The sequence below is a fragment of the Paenibacillus sp. FSL R7-0026 genome (assembly GCF_038004485.1).
In the GTDB taxonomy this organism is placed as follows: domain Bacteria; phylum Bacillota; class Bacilli; order Paenibacillales; family Paenibacillaceae; genus Paenibacillus; species Paenibacillus xylanexedens_A.
Genome location: NZ_JBBORG010000001.1, coordinates 5,408,672 through 5,430,938, shown reverse-complemented (window position 1 = coordinate 5,430,938; position 22,267 = coordinate 5,408,672). Strand labels below are relative to the sequence as shown.

The window sequence follows — 22,267 nt, the reverse complement described above, 5'->3', positions numbered from 1 at the left end:
TAGTACGTAAAAACTCGTGTACAATCAACCGGCCTCGCCGGATTGCATAAAGATTGAATGATGGACCGGCCATGCCGGATTAACGTGAATGAACGGACGAAAGGGATTAAACCTATGAGCAAAGCTGCAAATGATATTCTTCAACAGGAAGTGGACAAACGCCGGACGTTTGCCATTATCTCTCACCCGGATGCGGGTAAAACTACATTAACCGAGAAACTGTTGCTGTTCGGGGGCGCGATTCGCCTTGCGGGAACGGTAAAAGCTCGGAAAGCCAGCAAACACGCAACAAGTGACTGGATGGAAATTGAGAAACAACGGGGGATCTCGGTTACCTCTTCCGTAATGCAATTTGATTATCTGGATCATCGCGTCAACATTCTGGATACACCGGGTCACCAGGACTTCAGTGAAGATACGTATCGTACACTGACAGCTGCCGATAGCGCGGTAATGTTGATTGACGTGGCAAAAGGTGTCGAGGCACAAACGATCAAGTTGTTCCAGGTATGTGCGAAGCGTGGCATTCCAATCTTTACGTTTATCAACAAACTCGACCGTGAGGGTAAAAGCCCATTTGACCTGATGGAAGAACTTGAAAATGTACTGGGTATTCGTTCGGTTCCGATGAACTGGCCTATTGGTACAGGTCGCGAGCTGTGCGGTGTCTACGACCGGATGAAAAATCAGGTGGAATTGTTCCAAGGGGACGATCACTCCACGATCAAAGTACAAAAGGTAGATGGCTACAAAGATCCGATTATCCGTGAGATGGCAGGAGAATACCTGCATGATCAATTGTGTCAGGATCTGGAGTTGCTGGATATCGCGGGCGACCAATTCGACATGGAGAAAGTTCAACGCGGCGAATTGACACCTATTTTCTTCGGTAGTGCGATCAATAATTTCGGTGTACAGACCTTCTTGGAGAATTTCCTGGAACTGGCACCGAAGCCTGAACCACGTCGCAGTACGGCAGGAGAGATTCAGCCAACGAATGAGAAATTCAGCGGTTATGTGTTCAAGATTCAGGCAAACATGAACCCGGCACACCGGGATCGTATTGCGTTCCTACGTATTGTGTCAGGCAAGTTCCAACGTGGCATGAGTGTGAAGCATACTCGTGTGGGCAAAGAAATCAAGCTGTCACAGCCACAGCAATTCCTGGCACAAGACCGGGATATTGTCGAAGAGGCATATGCTGGCGATATTATCGGTTTGTTCGATCCGGGTATCTTCCGGATTGGCGATTCACTGAGCCAAGGCAGCGAGATTGTCTTTGAGGAGTTGCCAACGTTCTCACCAGAGATTTTCGCCAAAGTTACCGTGAAAAATGCATTGAAACATAAACAGTACCAAAAGGGAATTGATCAGTTGACGGAGGAAGGAACCATTCAGGTGTTCCAGACGGCAAGTTTCGACGAGACAATCCTCGGCGTAATTGGTCAACTTCAATTCGAGGTATTTGAATACCGGATGAAAGGCGAGTATGGGGTAGATGTTCAATTGCAGCGCATGCCTTATCAGTTCGCTCGCTGGATCGTGGACGAGAATCTGGACCCAAGCAAATTCCGGATTAACTCTGCGCTTGTAAAAGATAAAAAAGGAAATTATGTAGTGCTCTTCGAAAATGAGTATGCAATGAGAACGGCTATGGATAAAAATCCTACAGCTCAATTCCTGGAGACTGCGCCTTAAGTAAGGCCGACGTATTCCTCGGGGGAATCATTGAAGGCTTAGTTGAACGTGACAAGTTCATGTGATGAGATAGAGCTTGTTAAAAATAAGATCCCTCCGCCGATTGGCGGAGGGATCTATTGCTATACACCTTACATGGAGGCGGGTATGATCCAGCCGAATAAGGGAAAGCTTTCTTTTGCAGACAGAACAAACGTAATGATGGTTACCTTACCCTTCAATGCTTCGATTAGCGAAGTGGTTGAACGGGAATGGTGTGCAGATGCTCCTGCGCGATTTGAATGAGTTCTTCCTGCTTGGCAGGTTCTGTGTTCTTCCAGATCATCTCGAAAATGGCGCCAAGTCCAGGTAATGCAGCTTCTGGTCCATCTACTGAACCTTCAATCATCTCCCGGAGCTGATCATCACTCTTGTCATGAACTTTATGAACAATCGCTTCACGCAGGCTTAATGTAATGGGCATCGCAATTCCCTCCTCGTATATTCGGCTGCTCTAATACTGTTCCCTGGGAAGCGCGAGCGCATTCAAGTTTATCAGGCTTTGTGGTATACTACGAAGGATTATTTACGTTAGCATGGGTATCCGTAATGATGCTTCATGCTGAAGTGCAGCGGGAGGTTAAGACCCTAATGGCCAAGAAACAGTATGCCGTAATTGGTATGGGACGGTTCGGATCAAGTGTTGCCAATGCACTGAGTGGTATGGGATTCGACGTGCTGGCAATTGATGCGGACGAGCAGCGGACTCAGGAAATGTCCAATGTGGTGACCCATGCGGTATCGGCAGATTCAACAGATGAAGAAGCGCTACGTGCGCTGGGCATACGGAATTTCGACGTTGTCGTTGTGGCGATTGGTGAAGATATTCAGGCGAGCATTCTGACAACCCTGATATTGAAAGATATGGGTGTACCGGTGCTGATCGTAAAAGCCCAAAATGAGCTTCATGGTAAGGTATTGCAGAAGATTGGGGCAGATAAAGTCATCTATCCTGAGCGGGATATGGGACTACGCGTAGCCCATCATCTGACCTCGCCTAATATACTGGATTACATCGAGTTATCTGAGGATTACAGCATTTTGGAGATGAGAGCCTCCGAGCAAATGATCGGTAAAAACCTGATGGAATTAAATATCCGTGCACGTTTTGGTTGTAACGTGATGGCGATTCGCAGTGGGAATTCGATGAACATCTCGCCGTACGCGGAGGACCGGATCGAAGAAGGAGATGTGCTGATCATTGTGGGTCACAAGGATCATTTGACGAAAATGGAGCTTGCGTATCCGAAGTGATGGATGCAGATGGGAAGGATGGAAAGATGGATATTGTATCACCGCAAAATACACGTGTAAAAGAATGGGCGCAGTTGCTGGAGAAAAAGCATCGTACCCGTCAACATAAATATATCATTGAGGGCATTCATCTGGTACAGGAAGCATTGCGCGCCGGAGCAGATCTGGAGTGCATCGTGTACGACGGAGAGCAAGGCGTACCTAGCGAACTCGCCGGGCTTGAGAATCCGCTACAGCGTGTGGAGTGGGTTAGTGTATCTCCTGCGGTTATCGCCAAATGTACGGATACGATGACACCACAGCCTGTATTCGCAATTGTGCGTAAAGGCAGTGAGCCACTGGAAAGCCTAATTACCGGAGCGCGCGGGCTTGTTGTGGTGCTGGACGGAGTTCAAGACCCGGGTAATGTGGGGACGATCATCCGTAGTGCGGACGCAGCTGGAGCAGCGGGGGTTGTACTTGGCGCGGGCTGTGCTGATGTGTATAACCCGAAGACGATTCGCTCGACGATGGGGTCATTGTTTCATTTGCCCATTGTGGAGGGCCAGTTGGAATCCTTGCTTCCCGAAGCGAAGGCTGCGGGCGTGAAGCTGGTAAGTACTTCTTTGCAGGCAGAGCATTCATGTTATAGTTATGATTTTACGCAGTCGGTATGGCTTGTCATTGGTAACGAAGGCAAAGGTATCTCGGATTCTACAGCACGTTTGGTAGATGATGCGATTACGATTCCGATGCAGGGACAGGCAGAGTCGCTTAACGCTGCAATGGCGGCAACGATTCTGTTGTTTGAGTCGATGAGACAGCGGATGTTTAACTAACTAATAATTCCTGTCCAATTTAAAATTAACTTTCCCCCAACCACCAAAGGCTGGAACCTGGTTGCCGCTTTTCCCAACCATTTTTCCAGTCTTTTTGTCTTTCTCTTTGAAGCACCACAGGAGGGATTTTCCATTCAAATCCCGAATAGGTGATATAGTTTCTATTTCTTAAGCTGATGGGCAGGTGTATAATTTGGAAATGAATAATGGAAAAGGAAACACTCACTTTAGGGAATTTATGACTTGGGCTGGGGAAAAGGGCTGGGACATAATGAGTAAATCCGGTTTACAGCTACATTTAAACAGCGGCATTACTTCAAGATATAAAGGACTTCCAGATGAATATTTAGAATTTCTAAATGTAGTTGAAAAATGCGTTGCACCGGATGAGCAAACCTGGTTTATTTGTGAGGCTGAGTTCAACAATAGCTCAGAGACCGCATTCCAATGGAATGAATTTGAAATGCTTAGTTTGGAGGCAGCAGAGGGTGATTCTATTTGGCAGTCAGAGCTAACGGCCTGGTGGGATCATCACTTGCCGATCGTAATGTCTGTGGAGGATGGATATTCCTTCTATGCCATTGACTTAACAACCGACAGTGGAGCTATTGTCCGTGGATGTGAGCCTGAATTTGAAGAGGTTGAAAAGGTATCCGATTCGTTTGGAGAATTTCTGGCATGGATGATGTTGAATTCAGATTAGTGTAGCTAGGAAAGGTTGATGTTTAGTGATGGAAGGAAAATATGTGAAGTCATCACTTTCGTAAGCGAGGCCGGGGTAAGGCGTGTTTGCCTAATGCTGATTGCCCTGATGGTTATACTTGTGGCCAGCGGCCTGACATTAGATTATTCAATGAAAGAATTTATGAAACGATATAGGAATTCTCGATTTATGATATAAAAATGGTTGATATAGCGTGTTTTTATTCTCATTTAAGTATGTTCCAAGCATATGTTTTATATATAAAATAATTCTTTACTGTTCGTTCTAGAAATGATATGCTAACAGCAAGTTAGATCTAACAACTTTTTTTTCACAAATTAAAGAACGATCGTTCTCAAAACTAAAATTATACTAATCTAAAGAATATAAGGGAGAGAATAAGATGAAATACACAGTGATTACAGGAGCAAGTTCAGGAATTGGATATGAAACAGCATTGGCATTTGCAGCACGGGGTAAAAACTTGATCTTGGTAGCTAGAAGATTGGATAAGCTTGAAGAACTTAAATCAACTATTCAGGGTATCGATCCCAAAGTGAATGTCGTCGTTCATACATGCGACCTGTCTGTTACCGCAGAGGCGTACGAACTGTATAACGATTTGAAAGAATATGAGATTGAGACTTGGATTAATAATGCCGGGCTTGGAGAAGGCTCGTTCATTGTTGATCAGAATTTGGATAAAGTGGAGACCATGCTGCGTGTTAACATCGAATCTTTGACCGTTCTATCTACACTGTATGTGCGAGATTATGCGAATGTGGAAGGCACTCAATTGATTAATGTCTCATCCGCACTCGGATATGCCATTGCTGTAGGCAGTGTAGCTTATTCTGCATCGAAATACTACGTTAGTGCCTTCACAGAAGGTCTTGCCAAAGAACTGGAACTGAAGGGTGCAAAACTAAAAGCGAAGGTGCTTGCACCAGCGATCACGGAAACAGAATTTGTACAAAAATCAATAGATGCTGAAGGATTTGATTACAAAGCAAATATGCCTAAGTACCACACGGCCAAAGAAATGGCGGGCTTCATGATCGATCTGTATGATCACAATGAAGTGGTCGTTGGAATTGTAGACCAGAACTATGAGTTCCAACTGACAGGCGCAATCTACCCGGTGATTTCAGAATTGAATTAATACAGCAGGATCTAGAGGATACATCTATAAAATCTCAAATAAGAAGAGGAGTACATCCAATTGGAAAAGATATGGAGTAAAACAAAGATTGGCAACATGGAATTGCCTCATCGACTAGCGATGGCACCTATGACACGCAGTCGAGCACAAGAAGATGGTACACCTGGAGAGTTGGCGGCACTTTATTATGCTCAACGCGCAACGATGGGACTCCTGATTACGGAAGGAACACAACCTTCCGATGATGGACAGGGTTACTTGTGGTCACCTGGTATCTATACCGACAAGCATATTGAAGGATGGAAAAAGGTAACGGATGCGGTGCATGAAGCTGGCGGATATGTATACATCCAATTAATGCATGCGGGTCGCATGTCACATCCGGATAATACCCCGCATCATCGTCAACCGGTTGCTCCATCAGCAATCGCACCGGGTGTAGAAATGTTTACGGCTACAGGGATGCAGGATATCCCCGTTCCCCGGGAATTGAGTCAGGAGGATATTCAAACGACCATTGCCGATTTCCGAAAAGCAGCAGTCGCAGCGATCCAAGCAGGGGCGGATGGCGTTGAGATTCATGGGGCCAATGGTTACTTGATCAATCAATTTTTAGGAGAAAATTCGAATACACGCACAGATGAGTATGGCGGATCTATTGAAAATCGTGCTCGCTTTGCGATTGAAGTAACCAAAGCCATCGTGGAGGAAATAGGTGCAGAACGAACAGGCTTCCGTATCTCACCAGGCACACCGCTGGGTGGAATTCAAGATGGCGAACAAGGCCCTGAACTCTATCGCTATCTTGTAAAAGAATTGGCTCAATTGGATTTGGCTTACCTTCATGTTATGCATCTTGGAGATGAACAACTGCTCCAAGACATTCGTTCGATCTGGCAAAATCCACTATTGGTTAACCGGGCTGGAAGAACTTTGGAGGATATCAGTGTAGATCTAGATCGAGGTCTCGCTGATCTGGTACCGGTTGGTGTATGGTCCTTAGCTAATCCAGATTTGGTGGAACGACTTCAACAAGGTGAGCCACTGAATGAAGCAGACCCGACAACATTCTTTGGATTGGGAAGTAAGGGCTATACGGATTATCCTACGTTGGAAGAATTAAAGTCACAAGAGGGGCTACACTAGCACAAGCAAGTAAGGTGGCGTACAACTGAACATTGTGCGCCATGTTCCTAACATAAGTTGAACTAATCATTTACACATTAACAGCGATTGGAAGGTTGTTCTGTCATCGTAGTGTCAGTGTAAATAATCTTGAGTTCAACTTATATAGTCTATAAGCAAAGGAAGAGGATATATGATGAGAGCAGCTCAAATTCAGAAATACTCTAAAAAAATCCAAGTGGAAATCAATATTATTGAGAGACCTCAGATTCAGAGCCATGAGGTTCTCGTCAGAGTAAAAGCTGCGGGTGTAAATCCGCTGGATATCTTGAATATGAATGGTAGTGTTCGGATGATTGCCGACTATAAGTTACCTCTAACTTTAGGGAATGAACTATCGGGTGTCATTGAAGCGGTTGGTGATGATGTTTTGAATTTTAAAGTGGGGGATCCGGTTTATACCAGATTGCCACTAAATAAAATTGGTGCTTTTGCTGAATATGCGGCTGTACATGAGGATGCCTTATCCATAATGCCTGAAAATCTGTCTTTTATCGAAGCTGCTGCGGTACCCCTTACTGCCCTGACCGCATATCAAGCATTGCATGATGTACTCCGAGCTGAACCGAATAAAAAGTTGTTTATTCCTGGCGGAACCGGTGGATTCGGTGCGATGGCCATCCCGATTGCCAAGTCCATGGGATTAACGGTTATTACAAGTGGCAGTGAAAGGGGTAGAGCACGTAGTTTATCTATTGGAGCAGATCAATTCATTGATTATAAGACCGAGCAGTATGCTGATATTCTGTCCGATATTGATTATGTGATCGACACCTTGGGTGCGGACGAGATCAAAGCTGAACTGAGCATTTTGAAACCACAGGGGAAATTAGTCTCTTTGAAGGCAGGACCCAATTATCGCTTTGCAGTGGACAGTCAATTCCCGTTGTGGAAAAGAGCATTGTTTGGTCTCGTAGGTGCACGCCTGGATTCTTTAGCGCGTAAGAATCAAAATGAATATCGTTTTTTATTTGTGCACTCCAGTGGAATTCAATTGCAAGAAATCACAGCTCTTGTAGAAAAAGAAGACATTAAACCTTCGATTGATTCTACTTATACGTTTGATGACATTGAAAAGGCATTGATTAAAGTATCCACGGGTCACTCTCAGGGCAAAGTCATTGTTACCTTTTAATGCCCAACGAGAGCATGTTATTCAATGTTCGTTTTTCTGAAAAGGAGGGAAGCCAATGGCGAGAAGCAAAGAGTTCGAAGAGTCTGTTGTACTGGATAAAGCGATGAGACTTTTTTGGGAACAAGGCTATGAGAAGACGTCTATGACGGAGCTGGTTAATCATATGGGAATTCATCGTAAAAGCTTGTATGACACATTTGGCGACAAACACACCTTGTTTCTAAAGTCAGTAGATCTGTATGATCACAAAATCAGCTCCGCTCTTGCAGCAGGCGTAAAGCGTTCCAAAACGGCAACTGAAGCACTTCAGTTTATATTTTGTTCTTTAATTCATGGAGAGGAGCATCCAGCATCAGGCTGCTTCATTGTTAATTCGACGGTAGAATTGGCGGCACGCGATAAAGACATGAACCACCGATCGACGGAGATGTTTGCAAATACGGAGAAACTAATCAAGGACATTATGGTGTGGGGCCAGCAAGAAGGTGAATTCACAACGGAGTACAACGCCGAGGTATTGGCGGAATATCTGCATAATGTAAGCATTGGGTTAAGGGGGATGGCCAAGACCTCGATGACCAAGGAAAAACTGCTTCGTATAGCGATACTATCCATGGATCTCATACTAAGGTAGTCCATTTTTTACTATTATAGAATGTTCATTCTAATTGATGTTCCAGATGAAACATATGTTATAGAAAAGAGAGGCAGGTAACGATATGAGAAAGACAGTTCTAATCACAGGGGTATCGGGTGGGATCGGTAAAGAGTTAGCTGATCGGTTTGCCAAAGGTGGACATCATATTGTGCTGGTAGCACGAAGTGAGGGTAAGATACAGGATCTAGCTCAGGAGTATCAGAAAAAGTATGGCATTCAGGCGACGGTTATTGCCAAAGATGTAGCAGCACCTGGGGTACCACAGGAGATTTATAATGAGCTGAAGGAAAAGGGTATTGTTGTTGACTATCTTGTCAACAATGCAGGCTTCGGTCTGTTCGGGACGTTTATGGAAACGGATATGGAACAAGAAGTTAATATGATTGACGTGAATATAACGGCTTTAACCGTCATGACAAAGCTATTCTTGACGGATATGATCCAACGTGGGCAAGGCGGTGTGATGAATGTGGCTTCGTTGGTAGGTTTTTTCCCTGGACCGATGATGTCGGTATATTATGCAACAAAGGCATATGTGCTATCGTTCACCGAGGCTTTGGAAAATGAAGTAAGCGGAACTGGTGTTACGGTAACGGCACTGTGCCCAGGCCTGACATCCACCGGATTTGTTGATCGTTCGGGTATGGGTGTCTCGAAGATGTTGCAGGGTCCAATCATGGAAGCTGGACAGGTGGCCGAAGAAGGGTATCGAGGCTTTTTGCGTGGCAAGACGTTAATTATGCCTGGAGCTCGGAACCGATTCATCGCGTTTATGCCGCGGTTGTTGCCGCGTAAGATGATGACTCGCATAATTAGATCCTCACAGGACAAGACAGGACATTAAACATATAAAGAGGATAAATCAAGTCTTCCTCAAGTCGATCGTTACACGTTGTCCTTCATCTTGTCTTTTACGACAAACATACACAAATACAGGAGGGAAGCTGAAAGGCACAAATTGAATTTTCTCCATCTCAAATAACTCAGCTAATTGTTTCCTCATATGAAGGGAGTACTGGTATAAAACTAACGTGCCTCCAGGTCGGAGCGCTGTATGGATCTGTGACAGGATGTTTTGTCTCATTTCTCTGGAAAAATTAAAAAAGGGCAGTCCGCAAATGATGCTATCCAACTGATGAATATGTTCTTGATTGATCCTTTTCAATAGATAGGACGCGTTCGAATGGAACATGAATTCAGGATAAGTTTTCTTCAGATTACTTCTCATTTTGGGGTCTCTTTCAAATAAAAACACGGTTGCAGATTGCGGTAAATGTGCTTCCATGAGACGTGTGACGGCACCTGTTCCTGGCCCCAGCTCAGCAATGGCTCTAACCTCATCCCATCGTACTGATTGGACGATTTTACGGGCTAGAAATTTGGAACTGGGCAGGAGACTGCCTACTCGTTTGGGGTTCCTCAGAAATCCTTGCAGGAAAAGAAGTGGTTCGGATGTTCTCATCGCGGTATCCTCCATTATCAATGCTATTGATGTTTCACTGGATGTTAGAAGGCAAGCTTAGTTGGAATATAAATACGTTACGCGTATGTTTTAGTGTTAAAGTCCCCTGATGTAAATCCGCAATGTTTCTCGCAATAGAAAGTCCCAGACCAGATCCTGATTGAATACCTTCGCTATTCCTCGAATAATCCACCTTATAAAAGCGATCAAACAGCCTGTTTTTTTGTTCTATCGTTAGTGGTATGCCTTTATTCTCTACTTCAATGGTAACGTGATTATGCTGCACACTCATTCGAATATGAATCGTGCCCGGTTTAAAGGAATACTTTAGTGCATTCATGAGAAGATTGTCGATGGCTCGTGCAATCTTATCACTATCCAGGGAAATCATGATTGGAGCATCACCGAGTTTTTTTTCAATACGAATCCCATGCTCCTGAGCTAAAGGTTCGAATTCAAACAACAATTGGTCCAATAGCTGACAGAGGTCAACATTTTTCAAATCCAATTGGGTGTTCACTTCGTTAAGACGCGTATATTCAAATAAATCATCGAGTAACTTCTTCAAATGCGTTGCTTTGTTATAGGTGTTTTGTATGAAACGGTCATACTCCGCTTTGTCTTGAAATGATTCTGATTTGAGAAGCTCAATATAGCCAATTATGCTGGTAAGCGGTGTACGCAGGTCATGTGAGATGCCAGTGATTAGGTCCATCTTGGATTGCTCCAATTCACGTTCTTTAGCAATCTGTTGCTTTAACTGTTCTGTCATGTGATTAATGTTGGAAGCGACGCGCCCAAGTTCATCTTGTCGATTAACGGGCACCCTGTAATTCAAATTTCCTTCAGATATGATTTGAAGCCCTTGCTCTAGTGTAATGAGATCTCTCACAATTTTTCGTGTGAAAAACAAAAAAATTAACGTGAAAATTACGATGAAGATTGGTGTTAGAACATAAGGAAAGATGTAGAGAAGCGAAGGCCAATTAAATCTTTCACTAATTTTTGCGGCAGCTATGATTAACATATTATTTACACCCACAGAGCCAACAAACGAAATCAATAAACTGATCAACATTTGATATAGAATGTTAATCTGTATCTTTTTTTTAAACTGTGGTATTCGTTTAATCAATTTTATATCCCACTCCCCATACCGTTTTAATATACTGAGGTTCTCTTGGATTCAATTCCAGCTTTTCTCGCAGATTACGAATATGGACCATCACGGTATTATCTGAATATCCATAAGGTTCTTTCCACACGGTCTCATAAATCTTCTCGGAGCTAAATACTTGTCCAGGATGGCTGGCAAGCAGCACCAGAATGGAAAACTCCAGTGGTGTAAGCGAAATGTCATTATCTTTGAGCTTCACAGAATGTTTACTCGTATCAATGACAAGGTCTTTAATCAGGATAAGTGAATTGGATTCTGGTTTCCCGATCAGTGTTTGACGTCGCAGCTGAGCCTTGACGCGAGCCAGCAATTCTAGCGGATTAAACGGTTTGACCATGTAATCGTCAGCCCCGGTAGTCAGGCCCGTGATTTTATCAATGTCTTCTTCCTTGGCAGATAACATAATAATCGGAGTGGATGATACTTCTCTTATTTTGAAGCAGGCTTTGATTCCGTCCATGATGGGCATCATGACATCCAGTATTACGAGTTGGACCGATGTTGTTTTGATAATATTTAGCGCTTCCTCACCATTGGCTGCTTCAATGACCTGATATCCTTCGTTACGTAAATAGACATGAATGACATCCCGGATATCGGGTTCATCATCAACAACGAGAACGGTATTCATAATTCAACACTCCTTAAAAATTAGGATAACATCAGTGTAAACGATAGTCCGGAATGTTTAAATTGTTTCCTTTTTGCGACAGACATAAACGAACGCAGAAGGTATATTCAAAGGCACGAATTCTATTTTTTCGATGATAAAGTGTTCGGATAATGTTTTTTTCATTTGAAGTGAATATTGAAAGGCGATGAATAACCCTCCAGGTTTGAGTGCCTTATAGATCTGGTATACCAACGTATTTCTTAATTCAGGCTCAAAATTGAAGAATGGCAATCCGCTAAAAATGTAATCCAGTTGCTGAACGCCCTCTTGATTCATGGATTCTACCAATCGAGCGGCGTCTGGATAACAGGAGAACTCCGGGTATGCCGTCTGAAGAGTGTTCCTCATCGCTTCGTTCATCTCAAATAATAGGACTTTGGTGGAATCCTGTACTTGTTGATGAATATAGCGAGTGATAGGACCTGTACCCGATCCAAGCTCGGCGACTGCTTTTGCCTCTAGCCAAGAGGCTTGCTTCACCATTTTACTTGCGAGAAATCGGGAACTGGGTATGATACTGCCAACATGTTTAGGGCTTTGTAGAAAGCTTTTCAGAAATAAAATGGGTTCATTAGAATTCATATTTGTGGTTCCTCCATATATGTGATGGTATGTTATCAAACCAGTTAGAAATGGAATAATTGCAGCGTAGATAGAATGGGACCGCCGAAGTAAGTTCCTGCTGTAAAATAGGTGATGGTCCATAACAAAGCACTGGAATATGAAATGAGAGCAAATTTCCGATACTGCACGCCGCTCATTCCAATAAGCAAAGGGAGAACATAACGCACAATTGGAATGAACAAACCGATGCACATCGCCCAATTGCCACTTTTATTCAGAATCAGTTCAGCCTTGACGAAGTGTTTATGATGTTGAAACTTGTGTTTTATCTTGCTTCCAAATAACTTCCCTGCAAAATAAGCAAAGGTAATGGCCGTTAATAGTCCAGATAAAATACAGAAGTATGTGATCCATGAATTGATAACTCCTGTGTGGCTCAGAATGGCACCGCTGATAATCGTGATTTCATTTGGAATTGGAATCCCGAAAGGTCCTAATGAGAAGGCAAAATAAAAAATCAGATATCCATACTGATGTAGTAGCTCTAAGATCGTATTACTGATCATTGTTTTGCCTCCTCTCTTGTTGATGTTGCAATCATAATGAAAAAAACTAAGGAATTAATGTGTATAAATCTGAAGAAAATCTAAAGAATACATAAGTAAAGCCAAACAACTACGTGCAAGAGAAAAAAGCCTTGCCCACGTACTGGCAAGACTCGAATAGGTGGATATACTTAGGAGCGGTGATCAATTGGCACAGTCACAACCATAATGTTGTTCGCGTGATTTAATGTTAACTTGCCACCTTGCAGCTTCATCATATATCTGGCGAATGAAGGCCCATTGCAGTGCTGGCATAGATCTCTGATGCAGTGCGGGATGAGCTGTGCTGTTGTGTAGGATCCATAGGTATGCCGTATTCATCAGGTATCATGGAAAGAGAGTCGGGCATCCTGGATTAGATCATTCATTCGTTTTCGAAGTTGAAAGGCAGCTGTATATGTTTCTTGTACAATTCGTCTATATTCTTCCGGGTTCGTAAATGATTTGAATTTTAACAACTCTACGTTTCGGATTATCCCTTCTAGGGGTGCGTAAAGCTCATTCGATATGTCTTTAATCCATTCTCTATTGGCGGTCTCGCTCTCATGTTCCTCGATCATCTGTTCTTGTAATTGATCAACCATGGAATGAAGCTGAGACGAAAATATTCTTAATTCAACATGTTGCAGCGGAGGCACTCGATAGCTCAAATCTCCTCCTGAGATGATTCGTATGGCGTGGTCCAAAGTTGCAATTTCCTTAATGATGCGATGAGTCAGAATGAAAAAAGATATCACAAAAAACGTAGTAAATAGAATAAGAACAAGGTATGGAAGGTGCAATTGCAATAGATGCAGCTTGGCTAGATGATGAACTGCGGCAAGCGGAAGCATACATATGAAGGTCATGAGCAAGGCTATCAGAAAACTCAAACCAGAATGGATAAGGATATGGAAACGAATACTATGTTTGCGATAAAACCAGGGGACATCAGTCAATGTTCATCTCACTCCAATCGAGTCGATTTAACACGGGATGAGAGAGCATGGAGGGTTGTTCCAGCCAAGCGGAAACAAAGCTCTCCAACCAGGATCCCACCCGCAATATCTACGACGACATGTTGTTTAACTAGTACGGTAGACACGATGATAACAATCGAGAAGGCGGAAGTCATCGCCCATATCGCTCGTCCAAACACACGCGTTCCTCTAAGGATCAGATAACTGGTTAGCACATGAATACTCGGAAAACAGTTATAGGGTTGATCGTTACGGTAGATGTAATCAACCATAGTAATGAGAAAGCCTTCCTCCCCCTCGATGTTCGGGCGCTCAATCGCTGTCTGGAACAGAGCGAAGAAGATGTACGAGATCACCAGACCGCTGCAAAGTGCAATGAGGGTTTGAAAATAGGTTCGTTTGTCCTTAAAAGCAAGTGCTATTAATGCACCTGGAATGAACGGGTACCATAATAAATAAGGAATGATAAAGGCCGGGACAAAAGGGATCATGGAATCTAGGGATGTTGCAAGACTATAGACATGATCACCAGGGCGATTTAGTACACCATAGAAGATATTTAAGATTGGAACGGCTGCAAGCCAAAGCAGGGAAGCCAGGCTGATTTGGTAGATGACGGACTGGAAAGCTTCAAATGCTCAACTCCTATACGGATTTATTAATGTATCCATAGTAGAGATAAACTCTGAAGAACTTGAGAGGGATTTTCTAAAGAATTTCTGAATATCAGGTAAAGTTTGTCTCGAAAAATAGTGGTATAACAGATAGTACAAAAGAAGAGCTGAGACGTCATAATGACGACTCAGCTCTTCTTATATGTACCATGAGGACGGACTTTTTGAAATCAGATTATTGTAGGAAGTGGAACCATCTGAATTTGGCACCGGCAACAAAAAAAAAACGATCCATCCCCATAAAAACAACAAACGTAGAGGTCGTGGAATCAGGAGATATTCTGAGTACAATTTGCTGAAAAACTTCATCACAGTAGTGACCACCCCTGCTAAGTTACTCCCTTATATCTGCTTTCGAAAGAAAAAGAGACGATATGATAACCAAAACTCCCAATAAGTCTATTTACCGTGGCGTAGGCCTCGAGGTTGCTTCTGGAGATTACAAATCCGATGATCGAAATAGATAATAGCAAAAGACCAAAGGGGATCTTATAACTCAGATGCAGAACCTCCAATTATATCAAAATTAGGTATATTATATCATGATAAATACCAGAGGCCCTTTTTGTATAAGATTCAGCCATACCTACTCATCAATAATTAAATCGAACGATATGATGCTGGCATACCAATATATAGTGTAAGGAGGAGGGGGATGGATAATGAGTGAGCAAGATGAGTACATAGAACTTGTAACGTTAATACGGGCTGGGCATGAAGAAGCGTACGGTGAATTATATGAGAAAACAGTGACGGGGATATATCAAACGGTGCGCTTTCTCATCAAGGACAAGTATGACGCGGAGGATGTGGTACAAGAGATTTACATTCAGGCGTATCGATCATTGGCGCAATATGATGCGGAGCGTGCTTTTCGTCCCTGGTTAATGGGTGTGACGATGCGGCAGGTTCAGAGTTATCGACGCAAAAGATTGATGCAGTTTCGTTTTGGCAAGCGGATCGAGAAATCTGACGTTGGTATGGAATATGATTTTTCCGCTGATCTGGTCAACAAACTGGCAAATCGTCCTCTGTTGGAACAGGTGCGCGGTTTGCCGTACAAGCTGCAGCAGGTGGTCACACTTCATTATTTGAATGAATATACGCAAGAGGAGATTGCTGCATATTGGAGATTCCGCTTGGAACTGTGAAATCGCGTATACATGCGGCGCTGGCGAAGTTGAGACAAAAAGAGAAGATGAATCCAAGATTGCGGGGAAAGGTGGAGGATCTGCATGAAACTCGATGAACAGTTGCGAACAGCTTACCAGGAAGAGACTAAAAACTGGTCCGTTCCTGCGAGGATTAAACATAAAATGCTGGCTAGTATTCGAAGTGATTCACACATCAGAAGAAATCGAAAAAAATGGCTGGTCACGGGGCTCTTGGCTGCTGTACTCATTATTCCCACCGGAGCCTACGCAGGGTACACCTATCTCGCAGACGGAATATACGGTTCACAGGAAAACATCACAGCTATGGGGGGGACAGCTGAGGATTATATGAGGTTGGAAGCAAAGCTGCAGACGGCCAAGGCCCATTTCAGCGAAGAAGAATTTGTTCAATATATGGACTTGCTGAAGCAATTAGGGCAAATGGCCGTGAAGTATGCTGATTCTCAGGGAAACATGCATCCAGAGCAGTGGAGTACAGTGGAGCAGGAACGATACAACCTTCTTGTAGCTGAGCTGGAACCGTTTTTCGAGAAGCTGGAAACTGTGAGTGTAGGGTCCTCCAAAAAACTGATGGACGAGCAGCAATTTTGGACGGAACAGTTGGAACAGGCAGAAAAGACATTTACCAAGGAACAATATCGTGAGTTCAAGTCTGTCTATGAACAAATGAAAAAATACAAAGTTATGGTGATGGACAAGGATGGAAGTACCCATGAGGAACGATTGTCAGCGGAGCAGAAGGATGATTTAAGTCAGCTAGAGAGACGCCTAATCCCCTATTTGAAACGGTTGGAGCTCAATCTGCGTTGAGTCGGGTGAAGTGTGAAAGAGGAGCAGAAGCGGAGAAGTGAATTCTTTCGCTTCTTTCTTGTTGTTGTGATCCATTACTTCATTACTTCCTCCCCTGCATCTTCAGCCGATATTGATGTGGTGTAGAGCCTGTGGTAGTACGGAATACTTTGCAAAAGTAGGAGGGGCTGGTCATACCGACACGGTGACCGATTTCGGGAACGGTGAGCGAGGACCGAGTGAGTAGCACACAGGCATGACGAATGCGGGTGGCTTGAGCATAAGCAACAATTGTGGTGCCGGTCGCTTTTTTGAATACATGAGATAGATGATAGGGGGACAGATGAAGAGTGTCTGCGATATGCTCCAAACGAAAAGGCTCCTGGTAATGCTGCTCAATCCATTGCATGATGGCTTCGGCATGAGGGTGAAGAACGTTTGCACTGGACGAGAGTACATCTTGGGAGCGGCGTTGCTGCCCGTCTTGCCACAGGTAGCGAAGTTGTGCGAGCAGATCCAATAAAAAGAGTCGTGTATCCTCCTCTACTTCGTGGGGAGACAGACCTGGATACGTATCTGCATATTGTTCCATTCGTTGAACGAGTGGGGATGTGGCAGCAAGTCGGATGGGCTGAATGGGGGATTGTTCTTCCAGCAGGTCCTGTATGAAGTCGTGAGTAACGATAAATTGGGCCCAATGTGCCTTCAGTAGATCAAGTTCAACCATGAGTACATTTCGAATGAAAGGCTGCTGTCTGGATACATGAATCTGGATGTGATGCAATTGAAAAGGTCGAAAAATCATGAGCATACCGGGTTCAAGGGAGAAAACCTGACCTTCCATTATCAACTGCCCATATCCTTCGTGAATATAGGTTATCTCCAGCTGCGAATGAGCATGGAACACTTCGCGAGACGTAGTGTTGGATGTACGACGACAGACCAGATTAAATTGTTCTCCCAGAAAGATGGACTTCATGAATGCCTCCCTTATCATGCGCAAGATAGTTTTATTTTAGCACAAGATGAACGCATAAAAGCGCTTTATTATTGTGTATTGTGAAGGGAATAAGGGAGGTATGCAATGATGTTAAAAGTGGCGATTATCGGAGCAGGTGCAATTAGTGGAGCACATATCTCAGCATATTTGGCGTTCCCTGAGCGATGTCAGATTGTTGCTGTGGTCGATATCTACGTGGAAAAAGCACAGAAGCGAATTAATGAAAATGGTCTGGAAGGTGCACAAGCTGTCACGGATTACACAGAGTTACTTGCCCAAAACATTGATCTGGTATCAGTCTGTACACCGCCGTATACGCATGCTCCCATTGCGTGTGATTTCATGCAAGCAGGTGCACATGTGTTGGTCGAAAAACCGATGGCTTCTTCTCTGGAGGAAGCGGATCTGATGTTGAGAGCAGCGCAAGCAAGTGGCAAGTTGCTATCCGTAGTAGCACAGAATCGTTTTACAACACCAATGATGAAGCTAAAAGGTGTGCTGGACAGTAAACGGATGGGACCGATTGTACATGTGCAGGTTGATTCGTTCTGGTGGCGGGGCCACAATTATTATGATCTGTGGTGGCGCGGGACATGGGAAAAAGAAGGCGGAGGCTGTACCCTTAATCATGCGGTGCATCATATTGATGCCATGCTCTGGATGATGGGACCTCCAGTGGAACTACAGGCGATGATGGCAAATACGGCACATGATAATGCCGAAGTTGAGGATATATCCATGGCGATGCTTCGCTTTCAGGAAGGGGCGCTTGGCATGATTACCAGTTCCGTCGTACATCACGGAGAGGAGCAACAGTTAATTTTTCAGGGGAAAAAAGCCCGGGTATCTGCACCTTGGAAAGTGGTTGCTTCTACCGCGCGAAATAACGGATTTCCGGAACCGAATCGAGAGTTGGAACAGCAGATTCAGAAGTTCGCTGACGAATTACCGGATGTTACTCATGTCGGTCACGCTGGGCAAGTTGAGAATGTGTTAAATGCTATTGAGACAGACTCTCCCCTTCTGGTGGATGGCCAAAGTGGTCGGAATACGCTTGAACTGATTGTGGGTATCTATAAGTCGGCAAGCACGGGAGAAAAGGTTGTTTTTCCAATAGGGGCGGAAGACGCGTTTTACACAAGAGAAGGAATTATGCAACATGCCGTACACTTTTATGAAAAAAAGACGACGGTGGACAACTTCGAGGATGCGAGTATTACGCTTGGGAGCAAGTTGGATTCGTAGTATTTTACGTGAAAAAGATGCCCCCTCACATAAGTGAGAATGGGCATCTTTTTTTGTACTAAGTCGATTACACCCACATCACTATAAAAAATCAATACACCCGGTTTTTACATCCATTTAACTCGTATTCGCTTCAAGATAATAATCTCCACAGTAATGAATTGGATCAAAAGAAAAAGGGTGAAAATGAAACGCTTTCAAATTTAGCGGATTCACGTCATTTTAGACACTTGTAGAAGAGGATGCAATGGATTGAAGAGCATTTAGATCATGAGACCAGATAACGGCAGAAGTTTACCTGTCCAAATCGTATGCTTCCCGCATTTTTCATCAAGAGACAGGTAGCAGCGTTACGGAACACGTCAAAGCTCGAAGGTTGGGCAGGACTTCTTACTCCTTGAGATAACAACACTTGCGGTGAAGGAGATTGGCAAACGCACTGGATCTCCAAACGGATGTATTTCATCCAGTTATTTCGCAAATCTGCCGGGACGAGCCCGCTGTATTATCGGCAACAATTTGAACGGTGCAGCAAGCATTATTTTAGTTTGCAAAATAATAGCGTTATTACGTCTCTATATACACAATTAGTATTTACCGTTTGAATTAAAAAAATCCCGGATGCGGATTGCACTAGCCAGTTGCTAAATGCGTTACTCCTCCTCCGGGATTGCACGTGTTACCTTCAAGCTAAACAAATCATAATGATTAATAAAAATGTTACAGCCACTTATCAGCCCAACGTTCCACGGCGCTTAACGCTCTCCCCAGTTCCGTGCCTTTTCGTGACAACATATATTCAGTTCGAACTGGACGTTCCGTGACCACATGACGAACCACTAGTCCTTCTTCCTCCAGTTCCTTCATTCGCTCATTTAACACACGTTTGCTCAAGTCAGGGATATAAGCGTGAATCTCACTGAAGCGTTTGGGTTCCTCCATCAACGCATGGATAATGAGGGCTACCCATTTTCGGCCAATGATCTGATAAGATTGTTCCACTTTTGTGCATATTTGCTTGGCATTCTCATCATCGCTCATGATTGTACTCCTTTGATTTAGTATTGCTTGTAATATCATTAGTATACTTATTGTAACCTACTTGTCCACAGGCCATATGTGTAAAATGTCACATACCAATTGTTCTTAATGTTACCACATAAAGCGTTATCATCAAATAAAAACCCTATAAACACTGGAGTTCACAGGTTCGACACGATTGTTGACGAATTGTGACGACAGGTGTAATATGGGTAACGTTAATTCAAATGGTTACAATTTATAACCTAAACACAGGTTGTGGAGAGAAGGAATGTTCCATGGTTGAATTCAGGTGCGTTATATAAACGGAGGCAAGGCGGGGACCATACCCACTTATTCCGTCTTTTGTCATGCTTGGATTTGAACATTTTGCAACATCATATACTATACTGCACAGATCACAGGAGGCACTCCAATGGATGCAATGACATTTGTCCTGTTCGGGGCAACAGGCGATTTAGCCAAACGCAAGATTTACCCTGCATTATATAACTTGTACATGGATCAGAAAATGCCGAAATCCTTCTCCGTTATCGGATTGGGACGACGTGAATTGTCGGATACGGACTTCCAGGCGAATGTTGAAAAGTCACTACATGAATTCTCACGTCAGACGCCGGAAGAAGCATCTCAGGTTCGTGATTTCATTGGAGCTTTCCGTTATTGTTCTTTAAATAATACGAAGCTTGAAGATTACACCAAACTGTTGGAGTTGGTTCAACAGCGTGAACAAGAGCTTAACATTCCCGAAAACCGCATGTTCTACATGTCGGTGGCACCGGAATTCTTTGAGTCAATCGCATTAAACATTCAAGAAAGTGGCCTGGGTAACACCAAAGGCTGGAAAAAACTGATTATCGAAAAACCATTTGGACACGACCTGCAATCGGCTCGTGATCTGAACGAAAAACTGAGCAATACCTTTGCAGAAGAAGAGATCTATCGCATTGACCATTTCCTCGGAAAACCGATGGTTCAAAATATTGAGACGCTCACCTATGCAAATCCGGTGATTCAGGCGTTGTGGTCTAACCGTTATATTGCCAATGTACAGATTACGGCAAGTGAGACGGTGGGTGTTGAAGAACGTGCCGCGTATTACGACCAAAGTGGTGCCCTTCGTGACATGTTCCAAAACCATATGCTTCAGTTGCTGATGATGATTGGTTTGCATTTGCCGAAACGCTGCACACCGGAAGAAATTCAATTCAAAAAGCAAAAAATTGCTGAAGCACTTCGTCCGTTGACAAAAGAAAATATCGCTTCTGAAGTTGTTCGTGCGCAATATGCAGCAGGTGAGCTGCAAGGTTCCTCGGTTGTTGGATATTTGGACGAGCCTGGCATTCCAGCCGGATCTCAGAATGAGACCTATGTTGCTGCAAGACTTTGGATCGATGATCCATTCTGGAGTGAGGTTCCATTTTATATCCGTACAGGTAAACGCCTGGCTGAGAAATCCACCCGAATCGTTGTTGAGTTCAAGGCTCCACTGAAGACCGGTCATGAATCCGAAAATACAACGGAACCTAACCTGCTGACGATTGAAATTGGTCCGGGAGAAAGCATCTCGCTTCAATTAAATGCGAAGAATCCATTGAACCATGGTGAAGTGGAACCAATGCATATGACCTTCAACTCAGGTAAACGTAACATCCCTGAAGCCTACGAGAATCTGATCTATGATGCGATGCGTGGAGATTCCACCTTCTTCGCTCACTGGAACGAAGTGGAGCTGGCTTGGCAATGGGTGCAACCGATTCAGGAAGCATTCGAAGCAGGCAGCGTGCCACTGGATACGTACAGTGCAGGTTCGCATGGACCAGAGTCAGCAGATCGTTTGACAGCAGCAGACGGCTTCCGTTGGTGGTAAGTGAAACGAAAGAGTGAGCATAAGAGAACACAATAGTAAAAACAACAGTACAATCCGTTCTGCTCACAAATAATCATTTGCACAAATCCAAACAAACCTTTCCAAGTCAACAGGATATAGAACGAAATGTTTTATTCCCTTAGAGCTTGTACTCAGGAGCAAGTTGGATCGAATAATGCAAAAGATATATACAGTAACTATTACGAATTATACCGTTCCAATTTTGCATAAGCCCTTCCGGCTATGTTTGCCGGAAGGCCGTGAAAATTTTTGAATATAGATTAGTGGTTCAGTTTTGAAAATCGGTTGGCTTGAACGCTGAGAATGTAGTGTAGGGGACGAAATCGATTCTGTAGAAGCAAAGCGTTCGCCTTTATCCCC

The 22,267-nt window shown here is 43.8% G+C and carries 22 protein-coding genes and 1 pseudogene; 13 read left to right on the top strand and 10 right to left on the bottom strand.

Annotation, left to right across the window (positions count from 1 at the left end; translation table 11 throughout):
* Nucleotides 1–114 precede the first annotated feature (114 nt).
* On the top strand, nucleotides 115–1,698 hold the full coding sequence (locus MKY44_RS23775; RefSeq protein WP_074096423.1) for a peptide chain release factor 3: 1,584 nt from the start codon (nucleotides 115–117) through the stop codon (nucleotides 1,696–1,698).
* A 229-nt stretch (nucleotides 1,699–1,927) separates the two neighbouring features.
* Here MKY44_RS23775 and sspI read toward each other — a convergent pair whose 3' ends face one another.
* Nucleotides 1,928–2,161, bottom strand: a complete 234-nt coding sequence (gene sspI, locus MKY44_RS23770; protein WP_036673259.1) for a small acid-soluble spore protein SspI — start codon at nucleotides 2,159–2,161, stop codon at nucleotides 1,928–1,930.
* Nucleotides 2,162–2,289: 128 nt separating this feature from the next.
* Between sspI and MKY44_RS23765 the strand changes: the two genes are divergently transcribed.
* The 8 genes from MKY44_RS23765 (at nucleotide 2,290) to MKY44_RS23730 (ending at nucleotide 9,496) form a co-directional block, all read left to right on the top strand.
* Nucleotides 2,290–2,991: a potassium channel family protein gene (locus MKY44_RS23765; RefSeq protein ID WP_341009938.1), complete on the top strand. Its 702-nt coding sequence runs from the start codon at nucleotides 2,290–2,292 to the stop codon at nucleotides 2,989–2,991.
* Between the two features lie 26 nt (nucleotides 2,992–3,017).
* A complete protein-coding gene (locus tag MKY44_RS23760) occupies nucleotides 3,018–3,809 on the top strand; it encodes a TrmH family RNA methyltransferase (protein ID WP_341008863.1) in 792 nt (263 codons plus the stop codon).
* Nucleotides 3,810–4,008: 199 nt separating this feature from the next.
* A complete protein-coding gene (locus MKY44_RS23755; RefSeq protein ID WP_341008862.1) occupies nucleotides 4,009–4,512 on the top strand; it encodes an SMI1/KNR4 family protein in 504 nt (167 codons plus the stop codon).
* A 403-nt stretch (nucleotides 4,513–4,915) separates the two neighbouring features.
* The gene (locus MKY44_RS23750; protein ID WP_341008860.1) at nucleotides 4,916–5,674 is read left to right on the top strand and encodes an SDR family NAD(P)-dependent oxidoreductase; all 759 of its coding nucleotides are present in this window, start codon (nucleotides 4,916–4,918) and stop codon (nucleotides 5,672–5,674) included.
* Nucleotides 5,675–5,734: 60 nt separating this feature from the next.
* Nucleotides 5,735–6,820 (top strand): alkene reductase, encoded by a 1,086-nt coding sequence (locus MKY44_RS23745; RefSeq protein ID WP_341008859.1) that lies wholly within the window; start codon nucleotides 5,735–5,737, stop codon nucleotides 6,818–6,820.
* 175 nt (nucleotides 6,821–6,995) lie between these two features.
* Nucleotides 6,996–7,994, top strand: a complete 999-nt coding sequence (locus tag MKY44_RS23740; RefSeq protein ID WP_341009937.1) for an NADP-dependent oxidoreductase — start codon at nucleotides 6,996–6,998, stop codon at nucleotides 7,992–7,994.
* Between the two features lie 55 nt (nucleotides 7,995–8,049).
* Complete coding sequence (locus tag MKY44_RS23735; protein WP_341008858.1) at nucleotides 8,050–8,628, top strand: TetR/AcrR family transcriptional regulator; 579 nt, start codon at nucleotides 8,050–8,052, stop codon at nucleotides 8,626–8,628.
* A gap of 85 nt (nucleotides 8,629–8,713) precedes the next feature.
* On the top strand, nucleotides 8,714–9,496 hold the full coding sequence (locus tag MKY44_RS23730; RefSeq protein ID WP_341008857.1) for an SDR family NAD(P)-dependent oxidoreductase: 783 nt from the start codon (nucleotides 8,714–8,716) through the stop codon (nucleotides 9,494–9,496).
* An 18-nt stretch (nucleotides 9,497–9,514) separates the two neighbouring features.
* Here MKY44_RS23730 and MKY44_RS23725 read toward each other — a convergent pair whose 3' ends face one another.
* The 7 genes from MKY44_RS23725 to MKY44_RS23695 form a co-directional block, all read right to left on the bottom strand.
* Nucleotides 9,515–10,114 (bottom strand): class I SAM-dependent methyltransferase, encoded by a 600-nt coding sequence (locus MKY44_RS23725; RefSeq protein ID WP_341008856.1) that lies wholly within the window; start codon nucleotides 10,112–10,114, stop codon nucleotides 9,515–9,517.
* Nucleotides 10,115–10,148: 34 nt separating this feature from the next.
* A complete protein-coding gene (locus MKY44_RS23720) occupies nucleotides 10,149–11,192 on the bottom strand; it encodes a sensor histidine kinase (RefSeq protein ID WP_341009935.1) in 1,044 nt (347 codons plus the stop codon).
* Between the two features lie 49 nt (nucleotides 11,193–11,241).
* On the bottom strand, nucleotides 11,242–11,922 hold the full coding sequence (locus tag MKY44_RS23715) for a response regulator transcription factor (RefSeq protein WP_341008854.1): 681 nt from the start codon (nucleotides 11,920–11,922) through the stop codon (nucleotides 11,242–11,244).
* Nucleotides 11,923–11,979: 57 nt separating this feature from the next.
* Entirely contained in the window at nucleotides 11,980–12,546 is a 567-nt protein-coding gene (locus MKY44_RS23710) for a class I SAM-dependent methyltransferase (protein ID WP_341008853.1), read from the bottom strand.
* Between the two features lie 44 nt (nucleotides 12,547–12,590).
* Complete coding sequence (locus MKY44_RS23705; RefSeq protein WP_341008851.1) at nucleotides 12,591–13,094, bottom strand: DedA family protein; 504 nt, start codon at nucleotides 13,092–13,094, stop codon at nucleotides 12,591–12,593.
* Nucleotides 13,095–13,453: 359 nt separating this feature from the next.
* The gene (locus tag MKY44_RS23700) at nucleotides 13,454–13,783 is read right to left on the bottom strand and encodes a hypothetical protein (protein ID WP_341008850.1); all 330 of its coding nucleotides are present in this window, start codon (nucleotides 13,781–13,783) and stop codon (nucleotides 13,454–13,456) included.
* A 296-nt stretch (nucleotides 13,784–14,079) separates the two neighbouring features.
* Nucleotides 14,080–14,583 carry a phosphatase PAP2 family protein gene (locus MKY44_RS23695; protein ID WP_341008849.1) on the bottom strand — a complete coding sequence of 168 codons (504 nt, stop codon included), beginning with the start codon at nucleotides 14,581–14,583 and terminating at the stop codon, nucleotides 14,080–14,082.
* An 845-nt stretch (nucleotides 14,584–15,428) separates the two neighbouring features.
* Between MKY44_RS23695 and MKY44_RS23690 the strand changes: the two are divergent.
* Nucleotides 15,429–16,015: pseudogene (locus MKY44_RS23690) on the top strand (sigma-70 family RNA polymerase sigma factor).
* Nucleotides 16,002–16,751, top strand: a complete 750-nt coding sequence (locus MKY44_RS23685) for a DUF3600 domain-containing protein (protein ID WP_341008848.1) — start codon at nucleotides 16,002–16,004, stop codon at nucleotides 16,749–16,751. Before MKY44_RS23690 ends, MKY44_RS23685 begins: the two are co-directional and overlap by 14 nt.
* Nucleotides 16,752–16,833: 82 nt before the next feature.
* On the opposite strand, the gene MKY44_RS23680 is transcribed toward MKY44_RS23685, so the two are convergent.
* Nucleotides 16,834–17,709 carry an AraC family transcriptional regulator gene (locus tag MKY44_RS23680; RefSeq protein WP_341008847.1) on the bottom strand — a complete coding sequence of 292 codons (876 nt, stop codon included), beginning with the start codon at nucleotides 17,707–17,709 and terminating at the stop codon, nucleotides 16,834–16,836.
* Between the two features lie 108 nt (nucleotides 17,710–17,817).
* On the opposite strand from MKY44_RS23680, the gene MKY44_RS23675 reads away from it, so the two are divergent.
* A complete protein-coding gene (locus tag MKY44_RS23675; protein WP_341009933.1) occupies nucleotides 17,818–18,975 on the top strand; it encodes a Gfo/Idh/MocA family protein in 1,158 nt (385 codons plus the stop codon).
* 720 nt (nucleotides 18,976–19,695) lie between these two features.
* Here the strand turns inward: MKY44_RS23675 and MKY44_RS23670 are convergent.
* Complete coding sequence (locus MKY44_RS23670) at nucleotides 19,696–20,016, bottom strand: winged helix-turn-helix transcriptional regulator (protein ID WP_036605715.1); 321 nt, start codon at nucleotides 20,014–20,016, stop codon at nucleotides 19,696–19,698.
* A 415-nt stretch (nucleotides 20,017–20,431) separates the two neighbouring features.
* Between MKY44_RS23670 and zwf the strand changes: the two genes are divergently transcribed.
* A complete protein-coding gene (gene zwf / locus MKY44_RS23665; protein WP_341008846.1) occupies nucleotides 20,432–21,886 on the top strand; it encodes a glucose-6-phosphate dehydrogenase in 1,455 nt (484 codons plus the stop codon).
* Nucleotides 21,887–22,267 lie beyond the last annotated feature (381 nt).